The organism is Pseudomonas sp. B16(2017) (genome assembly GCF_002113205.1).
Lineage (GTDB): Bacteria > Pseudomonadota > Gammaproteobacteria > Pseudomonadales > Pseudomonadaceae > Aquipseudomonas > Aquipseudomonas pharyngis.
This window is the reverse complement of record NZ_NEKA01000005.1, coordinates 184,911-210,891: the sequence shown is the minus strand read 5'-3', so window position 1 is coordinate 210,891 and position 25,981 is coordinate 184,911. Positions and strand designations below refer to the sequence as shown.

At 59.4% G+C, this 25,981-nt stretch carries 24 protein-coding genes; 14 read left to right on the top strand and 10 right to left on the bottom strand.

Going from position 1 to position 25,981, the window contains the following annotated elements:
* Positions 1 to 21: 21 nt before the first annotated feature.
* The 7 genes from CAG25_RS10660 to CAG25_RS10630 all read left to right on the top strand — a co-directional run bounded on the left by CAG25_RS10660 (position 22) and on the right by CAG25_RS10630 (position 7,508).
* On the top strand, positions 22 to 1,284 hold the full coding sequence (locus CAG25_RS10660; protein ID WP_085611354.1) for an acetyl-CoA carboxylase biotin carboxylase subunit family protein: 1,263 nt from the start codon (positions 22 to 24) through the stop codon (positions 1,282 to 1,284).
* Positions 1,285 to 1,318: 34 nt separating this feature from the next.
* Positions 1,319 to 1,693, top strand: coding sequence for a cupin domain-containing protein (locus tag CAG25_RS10655; protein WP_158090087.1), 375 nt, complete (start codon positions 1,319 to 1,321; stop codon positions 1,691 to 1,693).
* 14 nt (positions 1,694 to 1,707) lie between these two features.
* The gene (gene lysA, locus CAG25_RS10650) at positions 1,708 to 2,943 is read left to right on the top strand and encodes a diaminopimelate decarboxylase (RefSeq protein ID WP_256575337.1); all 1,236 of its coding nucleotides are present in this window, start codon (positions 1,708 to 1,710) and stop codon (positions 2,941 to 2,943) included.
* A 21-nt stretch (positions 2,944 to 2,964) separates the two neighbouring features.
* Complete coding sequence (locus CAG25_RS10645) at positions 2,965 to 4,911, top strand: class I tRNA ligase family protein (protein ID WP_143492891.1); 1,947 nt, start codon at positions 2,965 to 2,967, stop codon at positions 4,909 to 4,911.
* Positions 4,911 to 5,951: an FAD-binding oxidoreductase gene (locus CAG25_RS10640; protein ID WP_085611350.1), complete on the top strand. Its 1,041-nt coding sequence runs from the start codon at positions 4,911 to 4,913 to the stop codon at positions 5,949 to 5,951. The genes CAG25_RS10645 and CAG25_RS10640 overlap by 1 nt, the downstream gene beginning before the upstream one ends.
* Positions 5,952 to 5,953: 2 nt before the next feature.
* Positions 5,954 to 7,048: a methyltransferase gene (locus CAG25_RS10635; protein WP_085611349.1), complete on the top strand. Its 1,095-nt coding sequence runs from the start codon at positions 5,954 to 5,956 to the stop codon at positions 7,046 to 7,048.
* A 121-nt stretch (positions 7,049 to 7,169) separates the two neighbouring features.
* Positions 7,170 to 7,508, top strand: coding sequence for a HopJ type III effector protein (locus CAG25_RS10630; protein ID WP_085611348.1), 339 nt, complete (start codon positions 7,170 to 7,172; stop codon positions 7,506 to 7,508).
* Between the two features lie 180 nt (positions 7,509 to 7,688).
* On the opposite strand, the gene trxB is transcribed toward CAG25_RS10630, so the two are convergent.
* Positions 7,689 to 8,651 (bottom strand): thioredoxin-disulfide reductase, encoded by a 963-nt coding sequence (gene trxB, locus CAG25_RS10625; protein WP_007957204.1) that lies wholly within the window; start codon positions 8,649 to 8,651, stop codon positions 7,689 to 7,691.
* A gap of 310 nt (positions 8,652 to 8,961) precedes the next feature.
* Between trxB and cysZ the strand changes: the two genes are divergently transcribed.
* Together cysZ and CAG25_RS10610 are read left to right on the top strand one after the other, a co-directional pair.
* Positions 8,962 to 9,714, top strand: a complete 753-nt coding sequence (gene cysZ, locus CAG25_RS10615; RefSeq protein ID WP_011332493.1) for a sulfate transporter CysZ — start codon at positions 8,962 to 8,964, stop codon at positions 9,712 to 9,714.
* Between the two features lie 42 nt (positions 9,715 to 9,756).
* On the top strand, positions 9,757 to 10,977 hold the full coding sequence (locus CAG25_RS10610) for a glycosyltransferase family 1 protein (RefSeq protein WP_085611347.1): 1,221 nt from the start codon (positions 9,757 to 9,759) through the stop codon (positions 10,975 to 10,977).
* Here CAG25_RS10610 and CAG25_RS10605 read toward each other — a convergent pair.
* The 3 genes from CAG25_RS10605 to CAG25_RS10595 form a co-directional block, all read right to left on the bottom strand.
* Complete coding sequence (locus CAG25_RS10605) at positions 10,946 to 12,049, bottom strand: NADH:flavin oxidoreductase (RefSeq protein WP_085611463.1); 1,104 nt, start codon at positions 12,047 to 12,049, stop codon at positions 10,946 to 10,948. The genes CAG25_RS10610 and CAG25_RS10605 overlap by 32 nt on opposite strands.
* A 157-nt stretch (positions 12,050 to 12,206) precedes the next feature.
* A complete protein-coding gene (locus CAG25_RS10600; RefSeq protein ID WP_007959082.1) occupies positions 12,207 to 12,689 on the bottom strand; it encodes a glutathione peroxidase in 483 nt (160 codons plus the stop codon).
* A 123-nt stretch (positions 12,690 to 12,812) separates the two neighbouring features.
* Entirely contained in the window at positions 12,813 to 13,298 is a 486-nt protein-coding gene (locus tag CAG25_RS10595) for a peptidylprolyl isomerase (protein ID WP_011332490.1), read from the bottom strand.
* Between CAG25_RS10595 and CAG25_RS10590 the strand changes: the two genes are divergently transcribed.
* The 3 genes from CAG25_RS10590 to CAG25_RS10580 are packed head-to-tail and all read left to right on the top strand — an operon-like array spanning position 13,297 to position 16,675.
* A complete protein-coding gene (locus tag CAG25_RS10590) occupies positions 13,297 to 13,605 on the top strand; it encodes a DUF3565 domain-containing protein (protein ID WP_085611462.1) in 309 nt (102 codons plus the stop codon). The genes CAG25_RS10595 and CAG25_RS10590 overlap by 2 nt on opposite strands.
* Positions 13,606 to 13,665: 60 nt before the next feature.
* Entirely contained in the window at positions 13,666 to 15,765 is a 2,100-nt protein-coding gene (pta, locus tag CAG25_RS10585; RefSeq protein ID WP_085611346.1) for a phosphate acetyltransferase, read from the top strand.
* Between the two features lie 4 nt (positions 15,766 to 15,769).
* A complete protein-coding gene (locus tag CAG25_RS10580; protein ID WP_085611345.1) occupies positions 15,770 to 16,675 on the top strand; it encodes an acyltransferase in 906 nt (301 codons plus the stop codon).
* Positions 16,676 to 17,136: 461 nt separating this feature from the next.
* Here the strand turns inward: CAG25_RS10580 and cysN are convergent, their stop codons facing one another.
* The 3 genes from cysN to CAG25_RS10565 form a co-directional block, all read right to left on the bottom strand.
* On the bottom strand, positions 17,137 to 19,035 hold the full coding sequence (gene cysN / locus CAG25_RS10575) for a sulfate adenylyltransferase subunit CysN (RefSeq protein ID WP_085611344.1): 1,899 nt from the start codon (positions 19,033 to 19,035) through the stop codon (positions 17,137 to 17,139).
* Between the two features lie 9 nt (positions 19,036 to 19,044).
* Entirely contained in the window at positions 19,045 to 19,962 is a 918-nt protein-coding gene (cysD, locus tag CAG25_RS10570; protein WP_007912374.1) for a sulfate adenylyltransferase subunit CysD, read from the bottom strand.
* Between the two features lie 135 nt (positions 19,963 to 20,097).
* Positions 20,098 to 20,856, bottom strand: coding sequence for a Nif3-like dinuclear metal center hexameric protein (locus CAG25_RS10565; protein WP_085611343.1), 759 nt, complete (start codon positions 20,854 to 20,856; stop codon positions 20,098 to 20,100).
* Positions 20,857 to 20,959: 103 nt separating this feature from the next.
* Between CAG25_RS10565 and algW the strand changes: the two genes are divergently transcribed.
* Together algW and CAG25_RS10555 are read left to right on the top strand one after the other, a co-directional pair.
* Positions 20,960 to 22,117 (top strand): Do family serine endopeptidase AlgW, encoded by a 1,158-nt coding sequence (algW, locus tag CAG25_RS10560; protein ID WP_085611342.1) that lies wholly within the window; start codon positions 20,960 to 20,962, stop codon positions 22,115 to 22,117.
* Between the two features lie 188 nt (positions 22,118 to 22,305).
* On the top strand, positions 22,306 to 22,725 hold the full coding sequence (locus tag CAG25_RS10555; protein WP_085611341.1) for a hypothetical protein: 420 nt from the start codon (positions 22,306 to 22,308) through the stop codon (positions 22,723 to 22,725).
* A gap of 50 nt (positions 22,726 to 22,775) precedes the next feature.
* Here CAG25_RS10555 and hisC read toward each other — a convergent pair whose 3' ends face one another.
* The 3 genes from hisC to hisG all read right to left on the bottom strand — a co-directional run bounded on the left by hisC (position 22,776) and on the right by hisG (position 25,917).
* Complete coding sequence (hisC, locus tag CAG25_RS10550; RefSeq protein ID WP_085611340.1) at positions 22,776 to 23,828, bottom strand: histidinol-phosphate transaminase; 1,053 nt, start codon at positions 23,826 to 23,828, stop codon at positions 22,776 to 22,778.
* A gap of 2 nt (positions 23,829 to 23,830) precedes the next feature.
* On the bottom strand, positions 23,831 to 25,156 hold the full coding sequence (gene hisD / locus CAG25_RS10545; protein ID WP_064593403.1) for a histidinol dehydrogenase: 1,326 nt from the start codon (positions 25,154 to 25,156) through the stop codon (positions 23,831 to 23,833).
* A 125-nt stretch (positions 25,157 to 25,281) separates the two neighbouring features.
* Positions 25,282 to 25,917: an ATP phosphoribosyltransferase gene (hisG, locus tag CAG25_RS10540; protein WP_007953554.1), complete on the bottom strand. Its 636-nt coding sequence runs from the start codon at positions 25,915 to 25,917 to the stop codon at positions 25,282 to 25,284.
* Positions 25,918 to 25,981 lie beyond the last annotated feature (64 nt).

The window sequence follows — 25,981 nt, the reverse complement described above, 5'->3', positions numbered from 1 at the left end:
GTAAAAGTTTGAGGATTCGATATGACCTTATCCAATCGCTACGCCTTGTTGATCGGCGCCGACTTACCCATGAGGGAGCGGGCCGTGTTGTGTACCGCGCGTGCGCTGGGTATGGCCGTTGTGGTGCTGGCCTATCCAGGCGAGGTCCTGGCCCAGCGGCGCAGGCCGGCAGCCAGCCTGGCCGATGACTACATCGTCAGCCCGTACCTGCTGGATCCGGTGCGCGCGCTTGAGGCGGTCAAAGACTACGAACGCAAGACCGGCCTCACACCGGCAGCGGTCATTCCGGTCAATGATTTCGTTCTGGAGGCTGGCGCTGCGATAGCAAGACAATACGCAATACCGTTCCACAGTGACGAGGTCATTCTGCGCTGCCGCGACAAGTTACTGATGAAGACTGAGCTGAGCGGGGCCGGGCTGAACGTCGCGCCGACCCTGGCCGTCAATGAGAGTGTCGCCAGTTACATCTTCAAAGATCAGGAAAAGGTCATTTTCAAACCCAGTGTCTTTGGTGGCAGTGGCGGCGTGCGTCTGGTGAGCAACCCGCAGGAGTTGCAGGTGGCGATTGATGACGCTGCGAAGTTGTTGCACAAGTACAAGGACATTCTTTACATCGATCCTGAGCGGATTCATCTGGAAGCCTTTCTCGACAGCGAGCTTGAAGTCTCCGTCGAAGTTTATTGCAGACCTGGAGAGTGCAAGGCGGCGGCCGTCACCCACAAGCAACTGTCGCCCCGTCCTTTTTTTGCTGAAATGGGTCACATCGTTCCCTATGCCGGGACGGACTACCACGCCTTGTGCGTAACCGCCGAAAAGGCATGTCGGGCGCTGGGTATCGAACGTGGCGTATCACACGTCGAGATCAAGATCGTCAACGGTGTGCCTTTCATTATCGAGGTCGGTGCCCGGCCCGCAGGCGACCGCATCATCGACCTGGTTTATCGCTCGCTGGGTGTCGACCTTTATGCCCTGCATGCCAAGAGCTATTGCGATATCTGGGACGACATGCCCCTGATCAAGCATCGCGGAACGGCGGCCGTCGCTTTCCTGAAAGCGGCACCTGGAAGAATCACCCGTATCAATCCCGTTGCACTGCCCGAGGGTGTGCACGAACTCAGCCTTTATAAAGGCGTGGGAGATTTTTCCGACCGGGACGCACAGAACTTCGAAACCCGGGAAGGGCATGTGGAATGGTTCTGGCCGATCGAGCATCAGGACACGCCCGACTTCATGTTTCAAACCGCCAGGCTCTCAGCCGACCTGTTTGAAATCGAACAAAACTGAGCCGGCTCTGCCAACGCCTTCGCGAGATAAAAGCATGTTTGACAATCGCCACGTTCGCTCGCTAGCCAATCCGGCCATGGAATTGATCGAGTACGCAACACCACCTGAAAAGTGCACGCAGGGTCGTCCGGTGCAAACTTTTCACAAACAGTTCGAGAGCGCTGACCGCTTGTTCTCGGTCGGGATCTGGGAATGCAGCGTGGGCAGTTTTACGGTGAATTTCACCGGGCATGAATTCGCCAGCCTGCTGGAGGGGCGGATCATGATCGAAGACGAGCATGGCTCCCAGCTCATGTTTTTACCCGGTATGCAACTGGTCTTTCCCGCCGGTTACAAGGGCGAATGGAATGTGCTCGAACCGTCCCGAAAGTCTTATGTCTGGTACGAACTCAACCCTCCGACTCCTTGAACGGATACCTCATTGTGAACAACTTCAACGATTCACTGATCAACCAACTGGCGCACGAGTTCGGTACGCCGTTCTGGCTCTATGACGCCGATTCCATTCGACGCCGGACCGCACAGTTGCGCGCATTCGACGTGATTCGCTATGCACAGAAAGCCAATCCGAACCTTCAAATACTCAAGTTGATGAAAAGTCTGGGCGCTATGGTCGACGCAGTGTCACTGGGCGAAATTGAACGCGCTCACAGAGCCGGATTTCGCAACGATGAAGGGCATGCCCAAATCGTTTACACCTGTGATGTCCTGGACGAAGCGACGCTGGAGCGGGTGATCGAACTGAACATTCCGGTCAACGCCGGCTCACCGCAAATGCTGGAGCAACTGGGCAAGGCAAGTCCCGGGCATAAAGTCTGGTTGCGGATTAACCCGGGATTCGGTCACGGCCATAGCCGCAAAACCAATACCGGGGGGCCAAGCAGCAAGCACGGCAACTGGCATGAAAACCTGGCTGAATGCTACCAACTGATCGAAACCTATGGCCTGGAGTTGGTGGGTCTGCACATGCACATTGGCTCCGGCGTCGATTACGAGCATCTGCAACGTGTCTGCGCAAGCATGGTCGAGCACGTATTGCGTTGCCCGTTCGATATTTCGGCGATCTCGGCGGGGGGCGGATTGCCGATCGCCTATCGCGACAATGACCCGCAGATCGACATCGACGAGTACTTCCGGATCTGGGATCTGGCGCGTCGCCAGATCGAAGCACATCTCGGGCATTCGGTGACGCTGGAGATCGAACCAGGGCGCCTTCTGGTCGCTGAATCCGGGTGCCTGGTCACTCAGGTCAGAGCTAAGAAGGATGTCGGGCCAAATCATTTCGTGCTGGTGAACTCCGGCTTCAACGATCTGATGCGGCCAGCCATGTATGGCAGTTTTCACCAGATCACTGCCATTCAGAAAATCCCGGTGCTGGATCGGGGGACGTGGCGCAATACCGTGGTGGCGGGTTCGTTGTGCGAGGCTGGGGATGTATTCACTCAGCAGAGCAACGGCGAAATCGATCACCAATTGCTGCCGGATCTACAGGTGGATGACTTGCTGGTTTTCCATGATTGCGGCGCCTACGGTGCAAGCATGTCATCCAGTTACAACACCCGACCGTTAATCCCGGAGTTACTCCTGGATGGCGACTCGGTCAGGGTTATCCGTCGTCGTCAGACTTTCGACGAGTTACTTTCGCTAGAAACGATTTAAAAAAATAAGAACGGATGAAGGGTGCAGACACAAGTCTGCATCCGGGGATTCGTGTGCCCGGTGATTAGCATTTTGCAAGTTGGGGAGACAAGCATGGAAGTCGTCAGAAAGCACCAACAGTTCAAATCCAGTCATGAATACAATGCACTGATCAAGCGTCTCTATCCTGAGCCGTCGCTGCGTACACCCTTCGGTTCTGCCTGTGTCACCGTTGAAGCCGGGACACTAAGCCAACCGCATCTGCATCACGAACATGAAACGTTCATCATCGTATCCGGTCATGGAGCGTTTGTTCAGGACAACACTCGCAGCGATATCTCGGCCGGGGATGTTATTTACATCAAGCCTTTCAGCGAACACTACATCGAGGCTCATCCTGAGTCGCCAGTCGAGTTCATGAGTATCTGGTGGGAAGACGCAGAATCACAACCCGAACCCCGGACCACTCGCCAGATCCTGTTTACTCCGCCACCGACACCTAACGGCAATCTGCACCTGGGGCATATTTCCGGGCCCTATATCTGTGCCGATATCATCAAGCGCTATCTACAGAGTCAAGGCACTCCGGCCAGCCTGATTGTCGGTCTGGACAAGCATCAGTCCTATGTCGACCTGAAGGCTCGGCAACAGGACGTTCCTGCCCGCGAAGTCTATGAACATTTCAGTCGATCGATCCTGAGCACCTTTGACAATGCCGGTATCGATTACGACGACGTGCATGATTGCGACAGTCATTTTCACCTCGAATTCGTCCACGACTTTATTCAGCGCCTGCTGGCCAAAGACATTCTGCAGATCAAACCGCAGGACATCGCATGGTGTGCCGATTGCCGGATCGAAGTATTTGACGCCTTTGCCCGGGGCGGTTGTCCCACCTGTCAGGCGCCCTCCAACGGGTGCGTGTGCGAAGACTGCGGCAGTCCCAATAACAGCTACAACCTGCATGATGTGTCCTGCAACCTGTGCGGTTCGGCGCCGACGCTGCGGCAAGGTAAAAAGGGTGTACTGGATCTGGGCCGATGCGCTGCCGATTTTGTACACGCCGGTTTTCAGGTCACTGCGCCACCTAAACTCGAGAAGTACTTGCTCAAGCAACAAGCGCTCAAGCAAGAAGATTATGTGGTGACGTTCCACAGCGAATGGGGCGTGCCATCAAGACATCCGGAATTGAGGGGGCAATCCTATCTGGCCTGGATCGAAATGGCTGCCGGCTACCTGGCCGCCATTTACAAGAGTGTATTTGGCGAGGAAATCAGTGATGTCGGGCGGGCAATCGAACGCTTGAACGCCGCAGACTTCGAAATCATTCACCTGATGGGTTTCGACAACTCGTTCTATTACGCCCATCTGTACCCACAGTTATTTGCCGCACTGGGCGTACGGGCGTTGAAGATGACGTTCGTGGTCAATGAGTTTCTGCTGTTGGATCAGTTGAAATTCTCCACCAGTCGCAACCACGCGATCTGGGCCAACGATGTATTTACCTCACCGGCCGTTGCTGACTGGTATCGCTTTTACCTGTCGCTGAAAAGACCCGACGTCAACCGTGAAAACTATGATCGCAGTGAATTTGAAAGCTTTCGTCAAAGCACTCTGGCTGATCTGGCACGGTTGTTCGCGACTCATCGGCAGCGACTTGAGGGGCAATTCGCGGGAGTCGTCCCCCAGCCCGGTTCCTGGACTCGGTTGCACCAGGAATACGACACGTTTTTCAATCGGCACAAGATCCATTTGGGCAACGCCCTTGGTGTACCCAACGGCTATGCCGTCAAACAGTACGCCAGCTCGGTCAAGCAACTGCTTGATGTGGTAAGCCGCTTCCAGCGGATGACCGCCGACGACTTCGAGGACTCGGCCGATCACGGCGAGCGACGCACCAGCATGTACCTGGAGACCGAAGCCGTGGCGCTGCTGCGTCTGCACTTGGGCTGCATAATGCCGCAAGTGATTGGCGAGCTGGGTCGCTGATGAGCTCACGCCAGGTATCCAGCCACTACGACTGGCTCGTCGTCGGTGCCGGGCTCATTGGTCTGTGCACCGCACTGCACCTGGCCCGACGCAAGCTGCGTGTGTGTGTCATCGAGCAGATGTCCCAGGTGACAAACGCTTCGACTGCATCCGGGGCCGGGATACGTTTTTTCGACCCTGACCCTGTTGTCAGCGCCCAGGTTGTAGAAAGCCACGGTTTTTACTCGGAACTGGGCCTGGCTGGCGATTTCCGTCCCTGCCCGAGTTATTACTGCTTCGGTGCGGCAGCTGAGGTTTTGCTGGACGGGGCCAGTCCGAGGGGCCTGCAGGTTCTTTCACGTGCGCAACTTCAAGCCCGCAGACCGCATATCGAATGGGGGGCTGTGGATTACGCCGTGGAAGATGAACACGCCGGTTTCAGAGATCCCCTGCTCACATGGCATGCACTGCGTTCAGCATGTGAGCGACTTGGGGTGACCTTCCGGTTCGGCCATCCGGTTCTGGCTCTGGAGCAAAGTGCCGGTGCACGGCACTTGTTGACGCAAGCGGGGCGTTACGTGGCGCATGGGGTGATCTTTGCCACCGGTTACTGGACGCCGAGCCTGCTCGAACGCTTGGGACTGCCGGCTGTAGTGCGCAATCGAACCATCACTGTTCATCGGCTTGCAGGCCATAACCTGTCGCATCTGCCCTTTGTGGTCGAACACGACAGTGGCTTCCATGCTCGTCCGACCGCATGCGGCGAGATTCTATTTGGCGTTCCTCAGCCGGATTGGGACGTTGCGCCAAACCATCTGCCTGACCGCGCCGACGCTCATCTGAACAAGGCCCTGGCACATTTGCAGCGGTTCGCACCCTTGCCGCTTTCATTCTCCGAAGTACGAACCACCCGCTCGGCAGACGCCTTCGCCTCACTGCCACCCGAGGCGCAAACCGCATTGCCGGCCCACACACATGTATTGGCTTTCGGCGAAGGAGCCGCTTTCAAGTACGCACCGGCCAAGACTTTGGCTTACATCAACTCAATACTGGGATCATAGATATGCAGAATCAGGGAACGATTGATTTTCGCGGTAAATTGCCAAGTTCCGAAGCATTGGTTCACACCCTGGTTAATGGCTATATGCTGTCTGCCTCGTTATTCGGTTGTATCGAGGTGAATCTGTTCAGTCATCTGGATGAGACATCAGGAACGGCAATCAGCGAATTGGCCGACGCGTGCCAGCTAAGTGCGGCGCAAGTCCAGAAACTGGTGTCCTTCGGTTTGTCGGTGGGACTGATCATTCAGCGAGATGAAAAGTTCTTCAACTCAAGCGATGCGCAGAAACTGCTCTCCCGCCATAGTACGAACAATATGTGTTCGGCGGTCGAGCACCACAGCCGTCATGTCTATCCGTTGTTCGGTCAGCTTGCCGAGTCGCTTAAAAGCGGCAAACCGATCTCCGATCGTCTGCACCTGTCCTCGGCGCACGGCGATACCAATGAGTTCTATGCCGAGCTGGATAAAAGCGAGAAAGACTTCAATGTGTTCATGACGGCCATGAACACGTTCAGCACTGGCGCAGGGACTCGTATTGCCGATGCGCTGAACGCGAGAGTCGGTTCTGCGACCCCGTTACGCATACTTGATCTGGGCGGCGGCGGTGGGCAGGTGTCCATTGAAATTGCGCAGGCGATCCCTCAGGCGCAGATCACAATGATTGATCTGGAAAAAGCCACGCGTTTCGCTCGCGCCGAAGTCGAGCGCAAGGGATTGAGCGATCGAATTTCATGCCTGTCAGGGGATATCTTCGATCGCCTGCCGTTGACCGAGGCTGACTTCGATGTGGTGCTGATCTCCGCTGTATTGGGGGACTGGAGTCATGATTACCAGGTCAAGCTGCTGGCCAATACTCACCATTACCTCAGGCCAGGAGGATGTCTGGCGGTCAGTGAAACCTTGTTGGACGATGATCTGGCCGGGCCGATTCTGCCGGCGCTCATGAGTCTCTATGTACAGATCCTGACCGAGGGCGGGCAGAACTTCAGCGCAAGTTCTCTGGTGGCGCTACTGTCTGGAAACCGGTTCGATCACATCGAGGTGCAGCTCAATCGCGCACATGGCTGTCGCGACACCGTGCTTGCCAGCAAGGCATAGGGATAAGTTTCACGTCCGTGCGATTACCCGGCGCGCATCTGGCACGAAAAAGTTACCATGTGTAAGTTATTGAATATATTTGTGAATATCACATGTAACTGTTGAGAAGGAGTCGTAAGTCATGAGTGATCTGAACACCCTGCGCGCCAGCCTCAAGAGCGGCGAACACATTTTTGCCGACACCCTGGCCTTCATCGCCGCCGGTTACGACTACCAGCCTCAGGCGTTCAACAATGGTGGCGTGGAAAACGCGGCCGGGCAGAACGAAGGTTCGTGCAAGACTTTGGGTCTGGCGCTGCTGGAAGGCTTGAGCGATGAAGAAGCACTGCTGGCGTTCGGCGAACACTACCGTTCGGTCGTGGCAACGCCTGAAGGCAGCGACCACGGCAATATCCGTGCGCTGATCCAGCACGGTCTGGCGGGCGTGAAGTTCGAAGCGCAACCGCTGACCCGCCGCTGATTCCGAGCGAATCGCAGGCATGAAAAAACCGGCCAATTGGCCGGTTTTTTCGTCAGATCGTTCCCACGCTCTGCGTGGGAATGCAGCCGGGGACGCTCCGCGTCCCAAGGACGCAGAGCGTCCAGATGAGGCATTCCCACGCAGAGCGTGGGAACGATCATTGTCGTGTTGTCTGCGCTCTTAGAACGAAACGTTCTGCAGATCGTCCAGGTAACGCTCGGTGTCCAGTGCCGCCATGCAGCCGGCGCCGGCCGAGGTGATGGCCTGACGGTAAACGTGGTCGGCCACGTCGCCGGCAGCGAAGATGCCTTCGACGCTGGTCGCGGTGGCGTTACCTTCACGGCCACCCTGAACGACCAAGTAGCCGTCTTTCAATTCCAGCTGACCTTCGAACAGCGAGGTGTTCGGGGTGTGGCCGATCGCGATGAACACGCCGTCGACCTTGATTTCGTCGAAGCTGCCGTCGTTGTTCTTCAGACGGGCACCGGTCACGCCCATGTTGTCGCCCAGCACTTCGTCCAGGGTCGCGTTCAGCTTCAGCTCGATCTTGCCTTCGGCCACACGGGCGTTGAGCTTGTCGATCAGGATCTTCTCGGCGCGGAAGGTTTCGCGACGGTGAATCAGGGTGACCTTGCTGGCGATGTTCGCCAGGTAAAGCGCTTCTTCCACAGCGGTGTTGCCGCCACCGACCACGGCCACCGGCTTGTTGCGATAGAAGAAACCGTCGCAGGTCGCGCAGGCCGAAACGCCTTTACCCATGAACGCCTCTTCCGACGGCAGGCCAAGGTAACGAGCGCTGGCGCCGGTGGCGATGATCAGGGCGTCGCAGGTGTAGGTGCCGCTGTCGCCGGTCAGGCTGTATGGCTTGGAAGCGAAGTCCACAGCATTGATGTGATCGAAGACGATCTCGGTTTCAAAACGCTCGGCGTGCTCACGCATGCGCTCCATCAGCACCGGGCCGGTCAGGCCGTGGACGTCGCCCGGCCAGTTGTCGACTTCGGTGGTGGTGGTCAGTTGACCGCCGGCCTGCATGCCGGTGATCAGCAGCGGCTTGAGGTTGGCACGGGCGGCGTAGACAGCAGCGCTGTAACCGGCAGGGCCGGAACCGAGGATGATCACTCGCGAATGACGGACTTCAGACATGAACCTGCTCCTGTTGACCGACCAAGACACCTGGCCGGACGCCGGACTGCCGGCGGGAATAAAAAAGGACTGTGGATAACCTTGGGGAAGGCGTGAGCTCGACAGTCCTGTAAAAAGTTGGGTGCAGCGTATCGAGGGGGGCAAGATTAAGGAAATACGGTTTAACAATCCAGCTCATAGGTGGTCTCTATGCCGACACACTGACGAGATGGACGTCTTTGTTACAGTGAATGTCGATCCCGCTGCCGCGCTTTCACAGGTTCTGCAAAGTCGGTAAGGTCGGCGCGTTTTCCCTTGCTCGGAGCACCTTATGCCCGCCCCTGTTCTGTCCGGCCCGCAATACCTGCGCGAGGGCCTCAAACTGGTCTTGAGCCCTGGCCTGCGCCTGTTCGTGCTGCTGCCGCTGGCCATCAATCTGGTGCTGTTCGTCGGATTGATCTATCTGGCCGGTCACCAGTTCAGCCTGTGGGTCGACACGCTGATGCCGTCGCTGCCCGAATGGCTGAGTTTCCTCAGCTACATCCTGTGGCCGCTGTTCGTGGTGCTGGTGGCGTTGATGGTGTTCTTCACCTTCACCATGCTGGCCAACGTGATCGCCGCACCGTTCAACGGTTTCCTCGCGGAAAAGGTTGAAGTGGTGGTGCGCGGCACCGACGACTTCCCGGCCTTCAGTTGGGGCGAACTGATCGCCATGATCCCGCGCACCCTCGCCCGGGAAATGCGCAAACTCGGTTACTTCCTGCCCCGCGCCATCGGCCTGTTCATTCTCTCGTTCATCCCGGTGGTGAACATCGTCGCCGCGCCGCTGTGGTTGCTGTTCGGGGTGTGGATGATGGCAATCCAGTACATCGACTACCCGGCGGACAACCACAAACTCGGCTGGAACGAAATGCTCGCCTGGCTGCGCCAGAAGCGCTGGCAGAGCATGAGCTTTGGCGGGATCGTCTATCTGGTGCTGCTGATTCCGGTGGTGAACATCCTGATGATGCCGGCGGCCGTGGCTGGCGCGACACTGTTCTGGGTGCGTGAGCGCGGGGCCGAGAATCTGGTGACGCAACGCTGAGGCCACGTCACAAATCCATCATCCGAACGTCACAACCACGACATGGCCTCAGCCGACACTGAGGCCATGACGACAGCTCTACATATCACCCTCATCAGCGAAACCTTCCCACCGGAAATCAACGGCGTGGCCAATACCCTTGGCCGCTTGTGCGACGGTTTGCGCGCACGCGGGCATCGGGTGGAACTGGTGCGACCGCGTCAGGCTGACGATCCGCAGCGAAGTGAAGATGACTCGCTGCTGCTGTGCCGAGGCTGGCCGTTGCCGGGTTATCCGGGGCTGCAATGGGGGCAGTCGTCGATGCACAAACTGTTGCGACGCTGGACGCGCCAGCGCCCGGACGTGCTCTATATCGCCACCGAAGGCCCGCTCGGGCTGTCGGCACTGCGCGCGGCACGCCGACTCGGTATTGCCGTGGTCAGCGGCTTTCACACCAATTTCCAGCAATACACCCACCAGTACGGGCTGGGTTTGCTGACCCGCGTGCTCACCCACTATCTGCGCTGGTTTCACAATCGTTCGGCCCTGACCCTGGTGCCGAGCGTCAGCCAGCGCCTGGAGCTGGAGCGTCGCCACTTCGAACGCCTCGCGCTACTGTCCCGGGGTGTCGACAGTCAGTTGTTTCACCCAGCCAAGCGCCTGAATGCCTTGCGTGAGCAATGGGGGCTTGGCGAGCAGGACATTGCGGTCATTCACGTAGGACGCCTGGCGCCGGAGAAGAACCTCGGTCTGCTCAAGCGCAGTTTCGAAAAGCTCGCCGGCACTTACCCACAACGTAATCTGAAGCTGATCGTGATCGGCGACGGGCCGCAACGAATGGCATTGGAAAAGGAACTGCCCGAGGCGATTTTCTGCGGCTCGCAACGTGGCGAAGCACTGGCGGCGCACTACGCATCGGGGGATGTGTTTCTGTTTCCGAGCCTGACCGAAACCTTTGGCAACGTCGTGCTGGAAGCGCTGGCCTCAGGCCTGGGGGTGGTGGCTTACGACCAGGCCGCGGCGGCCCAGCATATTCGCCATGGCTACAACGGCGTGCTGGCGATGCCCGGGGATGAAGAGGCGTTCTGCGAGGCAGCAGCGTGGCTGCTGGAAGAAGACGAAAGGTTGCGCTGCGTACGCCTGAATGCACGCCAACACGCCAGCCGCCAGGGTTGGGCGGCTATCGTCGAACAGTTTGAAAACCATTTGCTGGGGGCTTGCCGCGACCTGCGCGACAAGCCTCCCACAACGATCAAACCAGCGTCATCAACGCCTCACGGCTGAACGGCAGAATGTCCTGCTCGCGGCCTTCGCGCACTTTCTGCGCCCAGTCCGGATCCACCAGCAGCGCACGCCCCACCGCCACCAGATCAAACTCATCGTTGTTCAGTCGCTCCAGCAGTTTTTCCAGACTGGCCGGTTGCGCGACCTTGTCGGTGTTGACCATGAACTGCAGGAACTCGCCGTCGAGGCCAACACTGCCGACGGTGATGGTTGGTTTGCCGGTCAGCTTGCGTGTCCAGCCGGCCAGGTTCAGGTCGGAACCGTCGAATTCCGGCTCCCAGAAACGGCGCGTCGAGCAGTGGAAAATGTCCACGCCGGCGTCGGACAGCGGCTTGAGGAATTCGCCCAGCGCTTCGGCGGTTTGCACCAGACGCGCGGTGTAGTCCTGCTGTTTCCACTGCGAGAAGCGGAAGATGATCGGGAAGCCTTCGCCCACCGCTGCGCGTACGGCCTGAATCAGCTCGATGGCGAAACGCGAACGGTTGGCCAGGCTGCCACCGTATTCGTCGGTGCGCTGGTTGCTGCCTTCCCAGAAAAACTGGTCGATCAGGTAACCGTGGGCGCCGTGGATTTCCACGCCGTCCATGCCGATGCTCTGGGCATCTTTCGCCGCTTGGGCGAAGGCTGCGATCACGTCCTGAATGTCCTGTTTGGTCATGCCGTGCACCACGACCTGACCGTCCTTGAGTTTTTCCGACGGGCCGTAACCCGGCACGCTCGCGTCCGGTTCGGTACCCAGACGGCGCACATTGCCGACGTGCCACAGTTGCGGAACGATCTTGCCGCCTTCGGCGTGAACCGCGTCCACGACTTTTTCCCAACCGGCCAGCGCGGCTTCACCGTAGAAGTGCGGCACGTTCGGGTAACCGTTGGAAGCCTGATGGCCGACGGTGGTGCCTTCGGTGATGATCAGGCCGACACCGGCCGCCGCACGACGACGGTAGTACTCGATCACTTTGGAATTGGGCACACCGCCTGGAGAAAACGAGCGGGTCATGGGCGCCATGACCACGCGGGTTGGCAGTTCGAGGGCACCGAGCTGGAACGGTTTGAACAGGGCTTGCACGGGCATGGGAGGCTCCACGAAAAATTGATCGACGGTCATGCGAATCATATGACGGCGATAATATGCGCAGTTCCAACCAACCGATAGCACTATTGATCTGAATGATTAAGGGTCAAAAGGCAGGCGAAAAAAATCGCAGCTCGAGGGCTGCGATTTTTGTGTTTCAGCTCAGGGCTTTTTCAATCGCCGTGATCACCGAAGGATCATCCGGCGCCGTGCGTGGCGAGAACCGTGCCAGTACCCGGCCGTCCTTGCCGAGCAGGAATTTCTCGAAATTCCAGGTGATGTCACCGGGAAACTCCGCGCCCTCGCCCGCCAGCAGACGGTAGAGCTGATGACGGTCGTGACCGTTGACTTCGAGCTTTTTCGACAACGGAAAACTCACGCCATAGTTGAGGCTGCAGAATTCCTGGATCTCCTGCTCACTGCCCGGTTCCTGGCCGGCAAACTGGTTGCACGGCAGGCCCAGCACACTGAAGCCTTTGCCTTTGTATTGCTGATAAAGGTTTTCCAGCGCCGCGTACTGTGGGGTCAAGCCGCATTTGGAGGCGACGTTGACCACCAGCACGACTTGGCCCTTGAAGGGTGCCAGCGGTAGCTCCTGGCCATCCAGGGCTGTCAACTTAAGGTCGTGAAAAGCACTCATGACGAACTCCAGATTCCCGTTTTCTACTCGAAACAGCCACTTGGCGAGACCACCAAGGACAGCCGCGGACTAAAAAGGCGCCCTCGGGCGCCTCTCCAGTACTCGAAAGCTTAGCGCAGAAAATCAGTGGTGATGGCCACCTTCGCCATGGACGTGACCATGAGCGATTTCTTCCTGGCTGGCATCACGGATGGCAACGACCTTCACCTTGAAGTTCAGGCGCTGACCGGCCAGCGGGTGGTTGCCGTCGACAGTCACGTCGTCGCCGTCCAGGTCACGAATGGTGACGATCTGCATCTGGCCGTCCGGCGCCGAAGCGTGGAACTGCATGCCGACTTCCAGCTCGTCAACGCCTTCGAACATGCTGCGGCTCAGGGTGCTGACCAGTTCGGCGGCGTATTCGCCGTAGGCATCTTCCGGCTCGACGGACACTTCCAGATCGTTGCCGACTTCTTTACCTTCCAGGGCTTTTTCCAGGCCCGGGATGATGTTGCCTGCGCCATGCAGGTAGACCAGCGGAGCGCCGCCGGCGGAGCTGTCGATGACCTCACCAGCGTCGTTGGTCAGGGTATAGTCGATGGAGACAGCCTTATTGGCGGCGATCAGCATGGGGCGAGACCTTTTGCATAAGAATGAAGAACGGACAAGTCTAAACAAGGATTTGCCCGAAAGCGAACAGAACCCGGACAGACGGGATCGATTGGCGCCCGTGACCGTCAGCGGATTCCATCAGGACGAGGACGGCCACTGGGTCGCCGAGCTGTCCTGCGGCCACACCCAGCACCTGCGCCACCTCCCGCCCTGGCAGTCCCGGGCGTGGGTGCTGGACGCCGCGCAACGTATTGAAAAAATAGGCCAACCCTTTGCTTGCGGTTGGTGCGCTCAAGGCTCGGTTAGCGATAACCTTGGCGACTGAATTGCGGCAGATCGGCACACAGAGACGATCGCCATTGCCATGCACCCTTAGAGAATCCGCATGCAAACTTTTTTTATCGCGCCCACCGACTTTGGTGTGGGTCTGACCTCCATCAGCCTCGGGCTGGTGCGTACGCTGGAGCGGGCCGGGCTGAAAGTCGGCTTCTTCAAACCGATCGCCCAGCCGCATCCGGGCGATACCGGCCCTGAGCGCTCCACCGAACTGGTGGCCCGCACCCACGGCCTGAAACCGCCGCAGCCACTGGGCCTGGCCCACGTCGAGCGGATGCTCGGCGACGGCCAGCTTGACGAGTTGCTCGAAGAAATCATCACCCTCTACCAGCAGGCCGCCATCGGCAAAGACGTGCTGGTCGTCGAAGGCATGGTGCCAACCCGCAGCGCCAGCTACGCCGCGCGGGTCAACCTGCACCTGGCCAAGAGCCTGGATGCCGAGGTGATTCTGGTCTCGGCCCCGGAAAACGAAGTGCTGACCGAGCTGTCAGGCCGCGTCGAGTTGCAGGCGCAACTGTTCGGCGGGCCGAAAGACCCGAAAGTCCTCGGCGTGATCCTCAACAAGGTCAAGACCGACGAAAGCATGGACGCCTTCGCCGCGCGTCTGAAAGAGCACTCGCCCTTGCTGCGCACGGGTGATTTCCGTCTGCTCGGCTGCATTCCGTTCCAGCCCGAACTCAACGCTCCGCGCACCCGCGACGTCGCCGACCTGATGGGCGCCCAGGTGCTCAACGCCGGCGACTACGAAACCCGGCGCATGACCAAGACCATCATTTGCGCGCGCACCATGCGCAACACCGTAGATCTGCTCAAGCCCGGCGTACTGGTGGTGACCCCCGGCGATCGCGACGACATCATCCTCGCCGTCAGCCTCGCGGCCATCAATGGCGTACCGCTGGCCGGCCTGCTGCTGACCAGCGACACCCTGCCCGACCCGCGCATCATGGACCTGTGCCGTGGCGCGTTGCAGGCCGGTCTGCCGGTGCTGTCGGTGAGCACCGGCTCCTACGACACCGCCAACCTGCTCAACGGCCTGAACAAGGAAATCCCCGTCGATGACCGCGAACGTGCGGAGATCATTACCGACTTCGTCGCCAGTCACCTCGATGCCAACTGGCTGCACCAGCGCTGTGGCACGCCACGGGAAATGCGCCTGTCGCCGGCGGTGTTCCGCTATCAGTTGATTCAACGCGCGCAGGCCGCCAACAAACGCATCGTCCTGCCCGAAGGCAGCGAGCCGTTCACCGTGCAGGCGGCGGCAATCTGTCAGGAACGCGGGATCGCCCGTTGCGTGTTGCTGGCCAAACCGGCTGACGTCGAAGCCGTGGCCCGGGCCCAGGGCATCGCGCTGCCGCCAGGGCTGGAAATCCTCGATCCGGACCTGATCCGCGAGCGCTACGTCGAACCGATGGTCGCGCTGCGCAAGAGCAAAAGCCTCAACGCGCCGATGGCCGAGCAGCAACTCGAAGACACCGTGGTGATCGGCACCATGATGCTGGCACTGGATGAAGTCGACGGCCTGGTCTCCGGCATCATCAACACCACGGCCAACACCATCCGTCCGGCGCTTCAACTGATCAAGACCGCTCCGGGCTGCACACTGGTGTCGTCGGTGTTCTTCATGCTGTTCCCCGAAGAAGTGCTGGTCTACGGCGACTGCGTGATGAACCCGCATCCGAGCGCCAGCGAACTGGCGGAGATCGCCCTGCAAAGCGCCGACTCGGCCGCCGCGTTCGGCATCACCCCGCGCGTGGCGATGATCAGCTACTCCAGCGGCGAATCCGCCACCGGCGAAGAAGTCGAGAAAGTCCGCGAAGCCACCCTGCTCGCCCATGAACAACAGCACTCGCTGCTGATCGACGGGCCGTTGCAGTACGACGCCGCCGCCAACGAAACCGTGGCCCGGCAACTGGCGCCGAACAGCCAGGTGGCCGGCCGCGCCACGGTGTTCGTGTTCCCCGACCTGAACACCGGCAACACCACCCACAAAGCCGTGCAGCGCAGCGCCGATTGCGTCAGCCTCGGCCCGATGCTGCAAGGCCTGCGCAAACCGGTGAACGATCTGCCGCGCGGCGCGCAGGTCGACGACATCGTCTACACCATTGCCCTGACCGCGATTCAGGCTGCCAACCGACCTCTGGATATCTGACCCGATGCTGGCTTTTCTCCCTGCCCCTCTGCGCGGCGTGATCGCCGCGCTGCTGCTGGCGCTGAACACGATCCTGCTGTGCTCGTTCCTGTTTCTCGTGGCGCTGATCAAAGTGCTGCCGTTCGACCTCGCACGCCGCGCCTCGCGTTGGCTGATGAGCCACACCCACGAAGCCTGGATCAGCAACAACAAAGGCTGGATGAACCTGGTCCGCCGCACCCGCTGGCACCTCAGCGGCCTGCAAGGCCTGGACTATCAACACTCGTACCTGATCACCAGCAACCACCAGAGCTGGGTCGACATCCTGGTGCTGCAATACGTGCTCAACCAGCGCATCCAGCCGCTGAAGTTCTTCCTCAAGCAGGAACTGATCTGGGTCCCGGTCATCGGTCTGGCGTGGTGGACACTGGGCTTCCCGTTCATGAAACGCTATTCAAAAGCCTATCTGGAAAAACACCCGGAAAAGAAAGGCAAAGACCTCGAAACCACCCGCAAGACCTGCGCGAAATTCCGCGACAACCCGGTAGGCATCTTCAACTTCGTCGAAGGCACACGCTTCACCGAAGGCAAGCACGCGCAGCAGCAATCACCGTTCAAGTACCTGCTCAAACCCAAGGCCGGCGGCATTGCCTTCGTACTGGACGCGATGGGCGAACAACTGGAATCAATCGTCAACGTCACCATCCACTACCCGGGCGGACGCCCTGGCTTCTGGGACCTGCTGTGCGGCAACGTCCGAGACGCAGTGGTGCACTTCGAAGAACTGAAAATCCCACCGCAGTTCATCGGCAAAAACTACGACCAGGACGGCGAATACCGCCTGCAATTCCAGGGCTGGATCAACCAACTGTGGCAAGACAAGGATGCATTGCTCGAGCAGATGCACCGCGAATATCCCAACCGACGCTGATCTTCCGTGTGGGAGCGCCTGACGGTGGTTGGCTGTCAGGTGCTCCCCCGGAAGAGCAAAGCACCCCTTCCCGCACCTGCTCTTCACCACTCAACACAATGAGCGTTAGCTCGAGTACCGCTTTTGACGTGCCGGCCCCATCGGAAGGCTGAGTGGAGGGAATCATCCGGGGGTGGGAGCGCAGCGACCGTGCGGCGCAGCCGCATGCATCGAGAGGAGGTGCAGCGAAGCAAACCGTAGGCGATGCCCCCGGATGAATCCCGGAGCGAAGGAACCCCGAGCCCCAGCGAGGGGCCGAACGCCGGGGCCCAGACCTTTGGTTACTTTGGGGCGTTTGCCAAAGTGACCCGCCGTAAGGGCGGAACCATAATCCGCAACACCCGAAGAAACGGATATTCACACAACAAAAAAAGCCCACCGATAATCACTCATCGGCGGGCTTTTTCATTCGCAGCTAACGCTTAAATCGCGCCACGCTTACGCAACAGGTCCAGCACCTGCTTGACGCTTTCATCCAGCGACAGCGACTGGGTGTCGATCACCAGATCAGCATCCAGCGGTACGTCATAAGGGAAGGATTCGCCCGGAATGTTATCGCCACCCGCAGCATACAAACCTTGCGGATCACGCTCGGCGCAAACAGTCGGCGAAGCCTGAACATAAACCGTCAGCAAACGATCCTTGCCAATCAGATCCTTCGCCTGTTCACGGCCTTCAGCACTCGGCGCCACAAACGACGCAAGCGTCAACAGACCCGCTTCGTTGAACTGACGCGCCACATGTGCAGCACGACGCCAGTTCTCGGTGCGACCGGCGCGATCCTGCGGCAGACCCTTGTTGAGATCGTGACGCAGGTTCTGGCCATCCAGCACAAACACCGCACGACCCAGATCAAACAGCTTGCGCTCGACCGCGTATGCCAAGGTGCTCTTGCCAGCGCCGGACAGGCCGCTGAACAGCACGGTAGCCGGTTGCTGACCGAAACGCTGAGCGCGTTCTTCGGTCGCTACATGGGCCAGCTTGCCGTGATGCGTAGCCGTACCGTGGGTCACCGGCTGAGCGACGATCATGCCGGCGCCGACGGTGCCGTTGGTCAAACGGTCGATGACGATGAACGCGCCGGTGGTGCGGTTGCTGTCGTAACCGTCGAGGGCGATCGGCGCGTCGAGCGCGATCTTCACCTTGCCGATTTCGTTGAGCTGCAACGCGCTCGCCGGGCCTTCTTCGAGGGTGTTGACGTCGACCTTGTTGACGATGCTGGCGATGGAGCCCGGCACGTAACTGGTGGCGCGCTTGATGTCGTATTTCTTGCCCGGCAGCATCGGCTCTTCAGCCATCCACACCAGCATCGCTTCGAAGCTGTCGGTCACTGGCGGAACGTTGTCGGCGTGAACCAGCAGGTCGCCACGGGAGATGTCGATTTCGTCTTCCATGGTCAGCGTTACCGCTTGGCCAGGACCTGCGTGTTCCAGCTCACCTTCGAAAGTGACGATGGATTTCACGCGGCTGCTCTTGCCCGACGGCAGGACCACGACTTCGTCGCCCTTCTTGACGATGCCGCTGGCCAGGGTGCCGGCGAAACCGCGGAAGTTCAGGTTCGGACGGTTGACGTACTGCACCGGGAAACGCAGATCGGTGAAGTTGCGATCGCCCGCCACTTCCACGGTCTCGAGGATTTCCATCAGCGACTGGCCGGTATACCACGGCGAGCGCTCGGACTTGTTCACCACGTTGTCGCCCTTCAGAGCGGACATCGGCACGAAGTGCATGCTGGTCGGCTTCATCTTCAAGCCTTCGGCGAACTTCAGGTAGTCGGCCTTGATCGACTCGAACACGCCCTGATCGAAGCCCTTGAGGTCCATCTTGTTGATGGCAACAACGATGTGCTTGATGCCCAGCAACGAGGCGATGAAGCTGTGGCGGCGGGTCTGGGTCTGCACGCCGTAACGGGCGTCGACCAGGATGATCGCCAAGTCACAGGTGGACGCACCGGTGGCCATGTTGCGGGTGTACTGCTCATGGCCGGGGGTGTCGGCGATGATGAATTTGCGCTTGGCGGTAGAGAAATAGCGGTAGGCGACATCGATGGTGATGCCCTGCTCGCGCTCGGCCTGCAGGCCGTCGACCAGCAATGCCAGGTCGATGTCGTCACCGGTGGTGCCGACTTTCTTCGAGTCGCGGGTGATGGCTTCGAGGTGATCTTCGTAGATCATCTTCGAGTCGTGCAGCAGGCGCCCGATCAGGGTGCTCTTGCCGTCATCGACGTTACCGCAGGTCAAAAAGCGCAGCAGCTCTTTACGTTCGTGCTGGCCCAGGTAGGCGAGGATGTCCTCGCTGATCAAATCAGATGCGTGCGACATGACAACCCCTTAGAAATAACCCTGACGTTTCTTGTCTTCCATCGAGCCTGCGCCATCGTGGTCGATGACCCGGCCCTGGCGCTCGGAAGTTCGCGTCAGGAGCATTTCCTGAATGATGTCCGTCAGGCTTTCGGCCTCGGACTCCACCGCGCCCGTCAACGGGTAGCAGCCAAGGGTACGGAAACGCACTTTCTTTTTGACGATGCGCGCCTTGTCCTCGTCGGACAGGTGCTCGAGGATGCGCTCGTCGTCGATCATGATCAGCGTGCCGTTCTTCTCGATCACTTCGCGTTCGGCGGCGAAGTACAGCGGTACGATCGGGATGCCTTCGAGGTAGATGTACTGCCAGATGTCCAGTTCGGTCCAGTTCGACAGCGGGAACACACGAATGGATTCGCCCTTGTTGACCTTGCCGTTGTAGACGTTCCACAGCTCGGGACGCTGGTTCTTCGGGTCCCAGCGATGTTTGCTGTCACGGAACGAGTAGACGCGCTCCTTGGCGCGGGACTTCTCTTCATCGCGACGGGCACCGCCGAAAGCGGCGTCGAAACCATGCTTGTCGAGTGCCTGCTTCAGGCCCTCGGTCTTCATGATGTCGGTGTGCTTGGCGCTGCCGTGGGTGAACGGGTTGATGTTCTGCGCCACGCCATCGGGGTTGATATGAGTGATGAGGTCCAGGCCAAGCTCTTCGACCATCTTGTCGCGGAACTTGTACATTTCCTGGAATTTCCAGCGGGTGTCGACGTGCATCACCGGAAACGGCAGTTTGCCCGGGAAGAACGCCTTGCGTGCCAGATGCAGCATCACGGCGGAGTCTTTACCGATGGAGTACAGCATCACCGGGTTGTCGAACTCGGCGGCCACCTCGCGGATGATGTGGATGCTTTCCGCCTCCAGCTGTTTCAGATGCGTCAGTTTGTCGACCATGGCTACTCACGAAAGCTTTCTTATGAACGGCCAGCGGGCCGTGTTCGAGCGGGGAATCCTAGCACAGCGCCCCCTTCTAATCAGGACGCCAACTAGATCGAAAGGGTATATGAATATGCCTGCCCGTTCGGGCGCTCAGATCGGATTCGGGCAGTCGATAAAGATGTGCTCCAGCGCAAAACGTTTCGCCAGATAATCGCCCAGCGCCTGCACGCCATAGCGTTCGGTGGCGTGGTGGCCGGCGGCGATGAAGCTGATGTCGTTTTCCCGGGCGCTGTGGAACGTCTGCTCGGAGGCTTCGCCGCTGAGGAACAGATCGACGCCGGCAGCGATGGCGTTATCGATGTAGCCCTGACCGCCACCGGTGCACCAGCCGATCCGACGGATCATCGCACTGCCTTCGACCAGCAGCGGTTCGCGGCCCATGACTTCCTGCACTTTGCGAGCGAAGTCACGCGGGGTCATTGGTTCGCTCAGCGAACCGACCAGACCGACGATCTTCAGGTTGTCCGGGTCCAGCGGCCCTTCGACGGTGATGTCCAGTTGACGGGCCAGTTGCACGTTATTGCCGACATCCGGATGCAGATCCAGAGGCAGGTGATAACCGAGCAGACTGATATCGTGCTTGAGCAGCGTCTTCAAACGGCGCTGCTTCATGCCGGTGATGCACGGGTTCTCGCCCTTCCAGAAATAACCGTGATGCACCAGCACCAGATCGGCTTCGGCTTCGACGGCGGCATCGAGCAACGCCTGGCTGGCGGTGACACCACTGACGATGCGCATCACCTGCGGACGGCCCTCGACCTGCAGACCATTGGGGCAATAATCGGCAATTTTCGCACTGCCAAGGTAACGGTCGGCTTCTTCGACCAGGGTGCTCAGGGCGACGGCCATGAAAGACTCCTAAATATCCCGTTCAGAGGCACGCGCGGCCTCGTATAATGCGCGACATTATGGGCGGTCTGACCCCGCCTGCAACTTTTCCAGGACGTGCTTAATGCTCAAGGCGCTGCGTTTTTTCGGCTGGCCGCTGTTGGCCGGCGTGCTTATCGCTCTGTTGATTATTCAGCGTTACCCGCAGTGGGTCGGGCTTCCGAGCCTCGACGTCAACCTGCAACAGGCCCCGCAGACCACCAGCGTGCAGCAGGGGCCGGTGTCCTATGCGGACGCGGTGAGCATCGCCGCGCCTTCGGTGGTCAACCTCTACACCACCAAAGTCATCAACAAGCCGAGCCATCCGCTGTTCGAGGATCCGCAGTTCCGCCGCTTCTTCGGTGACAATTCACCGAAGCAGAAGCGCATGGAATCAAGCCTCGGCTCCGGGGTGATCATGAGCCCGGAAGGCTACATCCTGACCAACAACCACGTCACCAGCGGTGCCGACCAGATCGTCGTGGCGCTCAAGGATGGTCGCGAAACCCTGGCCCGAGTGATCGGCAGCGATCCGGAAACCGACCTCGCAGTCCTGAAGATCGACCTGAAAACCCTGCCGTCGATCACCGTCGGCCGCTCCGACAACATCCGCATCGGCGACGTCGCACTGGCCATCGGCAACCCGTTCGGCGTCGGCCAGACCGTGACCATGGGCATCATCAGCGCCACCGGCCGCAACCAGCTGGGCCTGAACAACTACGAAGACTTCATCCAGACCGACGCGGCGATCAACCCGGGCAACTCCGGCGGCGCACTGGTCGACGCCAGCGGCAACCTCACCGGCATCAACACCGCGATCTTCTCCAAGTCCGGCGGCTCCCAGGGCATCGGTTTTGCGATCCCGGTGAAACTGGCGATGGAAGTGATGAAATCGATCATCGAGCACGGCCAGGTAATTCGCGGCTGGCTGGGCATTGAAGTGCAACCGCTGACCCAGGAACTGGCCGAGTCGTTCGGCCTGTCCGGACGTCCGGGTATCGTGGTGGCGGGGATTTTCCGCGACGGCCCGGCGCAGAAGGCCGGCCTGCAACTGGGTGATGTGATCCTCAGCATCGACGGCGAACCGGCCGGCGATGGCCGCAAGTCGATGAACCAGGTGGCGCGGATCAAGCCGACCGACAAGGTCACGATTCAAGTGATGCGCAATGGCAAGGAGCTGAAGCTGACCGCCGAAATCGGTCTGCGTCCGCCACCGGCGCCGCTGAAAGAAAAAGAAGAGTAAGGAAGACTGACTGTGTGAGCGGGATCACTCGCTCATACAACATTCATTTCCTTACATCTGCTTTATTACTTCTTGCTATTAAAGACAAAGCAGAAAGTTGTCTCCACCTGCCAGATCTGACAGGTTCATTCTCTGGAACATTGTCTTACGCTTGAACCTCGACAACTTCCTGGAAGAGCGAGGCAATAATGGATATTCAAGAAGCCCTTAAAAATCTGCAAACCTCCAAGACCACTGGCGAAGTGGTTGTCAGCGTGAACGGAGGCACAGAAGTTAAATTCAAAAAGGTAGATCTTCATGATTTCGGAGAAGAAAAGGGTGGCTATATAGCGGGATACACGGATACCACATCCCTGATCGCATTCGGGTATCCAGGCACCGTCAAGGACGGGCCCAATTCCGCCAAGTACAAGAATGATTTTCAGGAGCCATATATGACCTGGATGCTTACCGACGCAAGCGGAAAAAATTATTACGCGCGAGAAGGTACGCTAAAGATAACCTTCTCAAAATATCTTCAGATCGCTGAAGGGAGTTTTGACTTCATCACTGATAATAATGACAAAGTTTCTGGAACGTTCTCCGTCACTAACATCAATCCCGCCTGACATTTGGCTACACAGTTCCCACTTGCATGGGAACTGTGTTCCTTTAGCGATTACAACTGCCCGAACCCCTCAATCAACGCCTGATTCTGCTCTGGCGTACCGATCGAGATCCGCAGGAACTGGGCAATCCGCTCCTGCTTGAAGTGACGCACGATCACGCCCTGTTCACGCAGTTTGGCTGCCAGCCCTGCCGCATCGTGTTGCGGATGACGGGCGAAGATGAAGTTTGCCGCCGACGGCAGCACTTCAAAGCCCTTGGCCTGCAACTGGGTAACCACCCATTCGCGACTCTCGATGACCAGTGCGCAGGTCTTGTCGAAGTACTCGCGATCCTCGAACGCCGCCGCCGCGCCGACGTTGGCCATACGATCGATCGGATAGGAGTTGAAGCTGTTCTTGATCCGCTCCAGCGCCTCGATCAGGTCTGGATGCCCGACCGCCAGACCGACCCGCAGGCCCGCCAGCGAGCGGGACTTGGACAGGGTCTGGGTCACCAGCAGGTTCGAGTAACGGTCGACCAGACTGATCGCGGTTTCACCGCCAAAGTCGATGTAGGCCTCGTCGACCACAACCACCGAATCCGGGCTGGCCTTGAGGATCTGCTCGACCGCTTCCAGCGCCAGCAGGCAACCGGTCGGTGCGTTCGGATTAGGGAAGATGATCCCGCCGTTCGACTTGGCGTAGTCGGCCGGGTTGATCTGGAACTGCGCATCCAGCGGCACCGCGTCGAACGTGATGCCATAAAGGCCGCAGTAAACCGGATAGAAGCTGTAGCTGATGTCCGGGAACAGGATCGGCTGATCGTGTTGCAGCAGACCGTGGAAGATGTGCGCCAGCACTTCGTCCGATCCGTTGCCGAGGAACACCTGATTGCTCTGTACGCCGTAGTAGCTGGCGACGGCGTTTTTCAGCCGATCGCTGTTCGGATCCGGGTACAGGCGCAGGTTGTCGTTGAGTTCGGCCTGCATCGCCGCCAGAGCTTTCGGCGACGGGCCGTACGGGTTTTCGTTGGTGTTGAGCTTGACCAGACGGGTCAGCTTCGGCTGCTCGCCCGGCACGTAAGGCACCAGATCCTTGACGAACGGGCTCCAGAATTTACTCATGTTCAGTTCCCCTTCACTTCGTCTTTGATGCGGTATTCGGCGCTGCGCGCGTGGGCGCTCAGCGATTCGCCACGAGCCAGGATCGATGCAGTCTTGCCAAGCTCGGAAGCTCCGGCCTCGGAGCAGAAGATGATCGACGAGCGTTTCTGGAAGTCGTACACGCCCAGCGGCGAGGAAAAACGCGCAGTGCCGGAGGTCGGCAGCACGTGGTTCGGACCCGCGCAGTAGTCGCCCAGCGCTTCGGAGGTGTGACGGCCCATGAAGATCGCGCCGGCGTGGCGAATCTGCGGCAGCCAGGCCTGCGGGTCGGCGACCGACAGCTCAAGGTGTTCCGGGGCGATGCGGTTGGCGACTTCGATGGCCTGGGTCATGTCACGCACGTGGATCAGGGCACCACGGCCGTTGATCGAGGTTTCGATGATGGTTGCGCGATCCATGGTCGGCAGCAGTTTGTCGATGCTCGCGGCGACCTTGTCGAGGAACTCGGCGTCCGGGCTGACCAGGATCGCCTGGGCGTCTTCGTCGTGCTCGGCCTGGGAGAACAGGTCCATGGCGATCCAGTCCGGGTCGGTCTGGCCGTCGCATACCACGAGGATTTCCGACGGGCCGGCGATCATGTCGATGCCGACCTGACCGAACACGTGACGCTTGGCGGTCGCCACGTAAATGTTGCCCGGACCGACAACCTTGTCCACCTGCGGCACGCTTTCAGTGCCATAGGCCAACGCGGCAACGGCTTGTGCGCCACCGATGGTGAACACCCGGTCGACACCGGCGATGCACGCGGCTGCCAGCACCAGTTCGTTGACTTCGCCGCGCGGGGTCGGCACCACCATGACCACTTCGGTCACGCCGGCGACCTTGGCCGGAATCGCGTTCATCAACACCGACGATGGATATGACGCCTTGCCGCCCGGCACGTACAGACCGGCGCGATCCAGTGGCGTGACCTTCTGACCCAGCACGGTGCCGTCGGCTTCGGTGTAGCTCCAGGAGTCCTGCTTCTGTTTTTCGTGATAGCTGCGCACGCGGGCGGCGGCTTTTTCCAGCGCTTCGCGCTGCGGCACGGTGATGCGGGTCAGGGCCAGTTCCAGACGCTCGCGCGGCAGGATCAGGTCCGCCATCGAGGCGACTTCGAGGCCGTCGAATTTCTGGGTGAACTCGACCAGCGCCGCGTCACCGCGCTCGCGCACAGCCTTGATGATGTCCAGCACCCGCTGATTGACCGAGTCGTCAGACACACTTTCCCAGCTCAGCAGATGATCCAGATGATGCGCGAAATCCGGGTCAGCAGCGTTGAGTCGGCGAATTGCAGTCGGTGCGGTCATAGCGAGAGCCTCATAGGAATGGCAAAAACTCAGGCGCCCTAACTTAGCAGTCGTTTCCGCTTGGGCACCTGAGATTCTGGCTATGAGGCGGATAGACGGGCGCGACTTAAGGTCGCGCAGGTACATCAGCCGCGGTGTCGAGACTCCACTGCCTTGCGCAGGGTGTCGATCAACGCCTGGATTCGGGCGTGTTGCATTTTCATCGAAGCCTTGTTCACCACCAGACGCGAGCTGATCGTGGCGATCAGTTCCTGGGGTTCCAGGCCGTTGGCACGCAGGGTGTTGCCGGTGTCGACCACGTCGATGATCTTGTCGGCCAGACCGATCAGCGGCGCCAGCTCCATCGAGCCGTAGAGCTTGATGATGTCGACCTGACGGCCCTGCTCGGCGTAGTAACGCTTGGCGACGTTGACGAATTTGGTGGCGACGCGCAGGCGGCCCTTGGGCTCGACCGCGCCGACCTTGCCGGCGGTCATCAGCTTGCACTGGGCAATCTGCAGATCCAGCGGCTCGTATAGGCCTTGGCCGGTGTATTCCATCAGCACGTCTTTACCGGCAACGCCGAGGTCGGCCGCGCCATGCTCGACATAGGTCGGCACGTCGGTGGCCCGCACGATCAACAGGCGAACGTCTTCCTGGGTCGTGGGGATGATCAGCTTGCGGCTCTTGTCCGGATTCTCGGTCGGCACGATGCCCGCTTCGGCCAGAAGCGGCAGGGTGTCGTCAAGGATGCGGCCCTTGGACAGTGCGATGGTCAACATGGGAAACGTCAGTCCTTATCAAGGTACTCATGTCCGGTCGCAATCGGCGCCGGACATACATCGA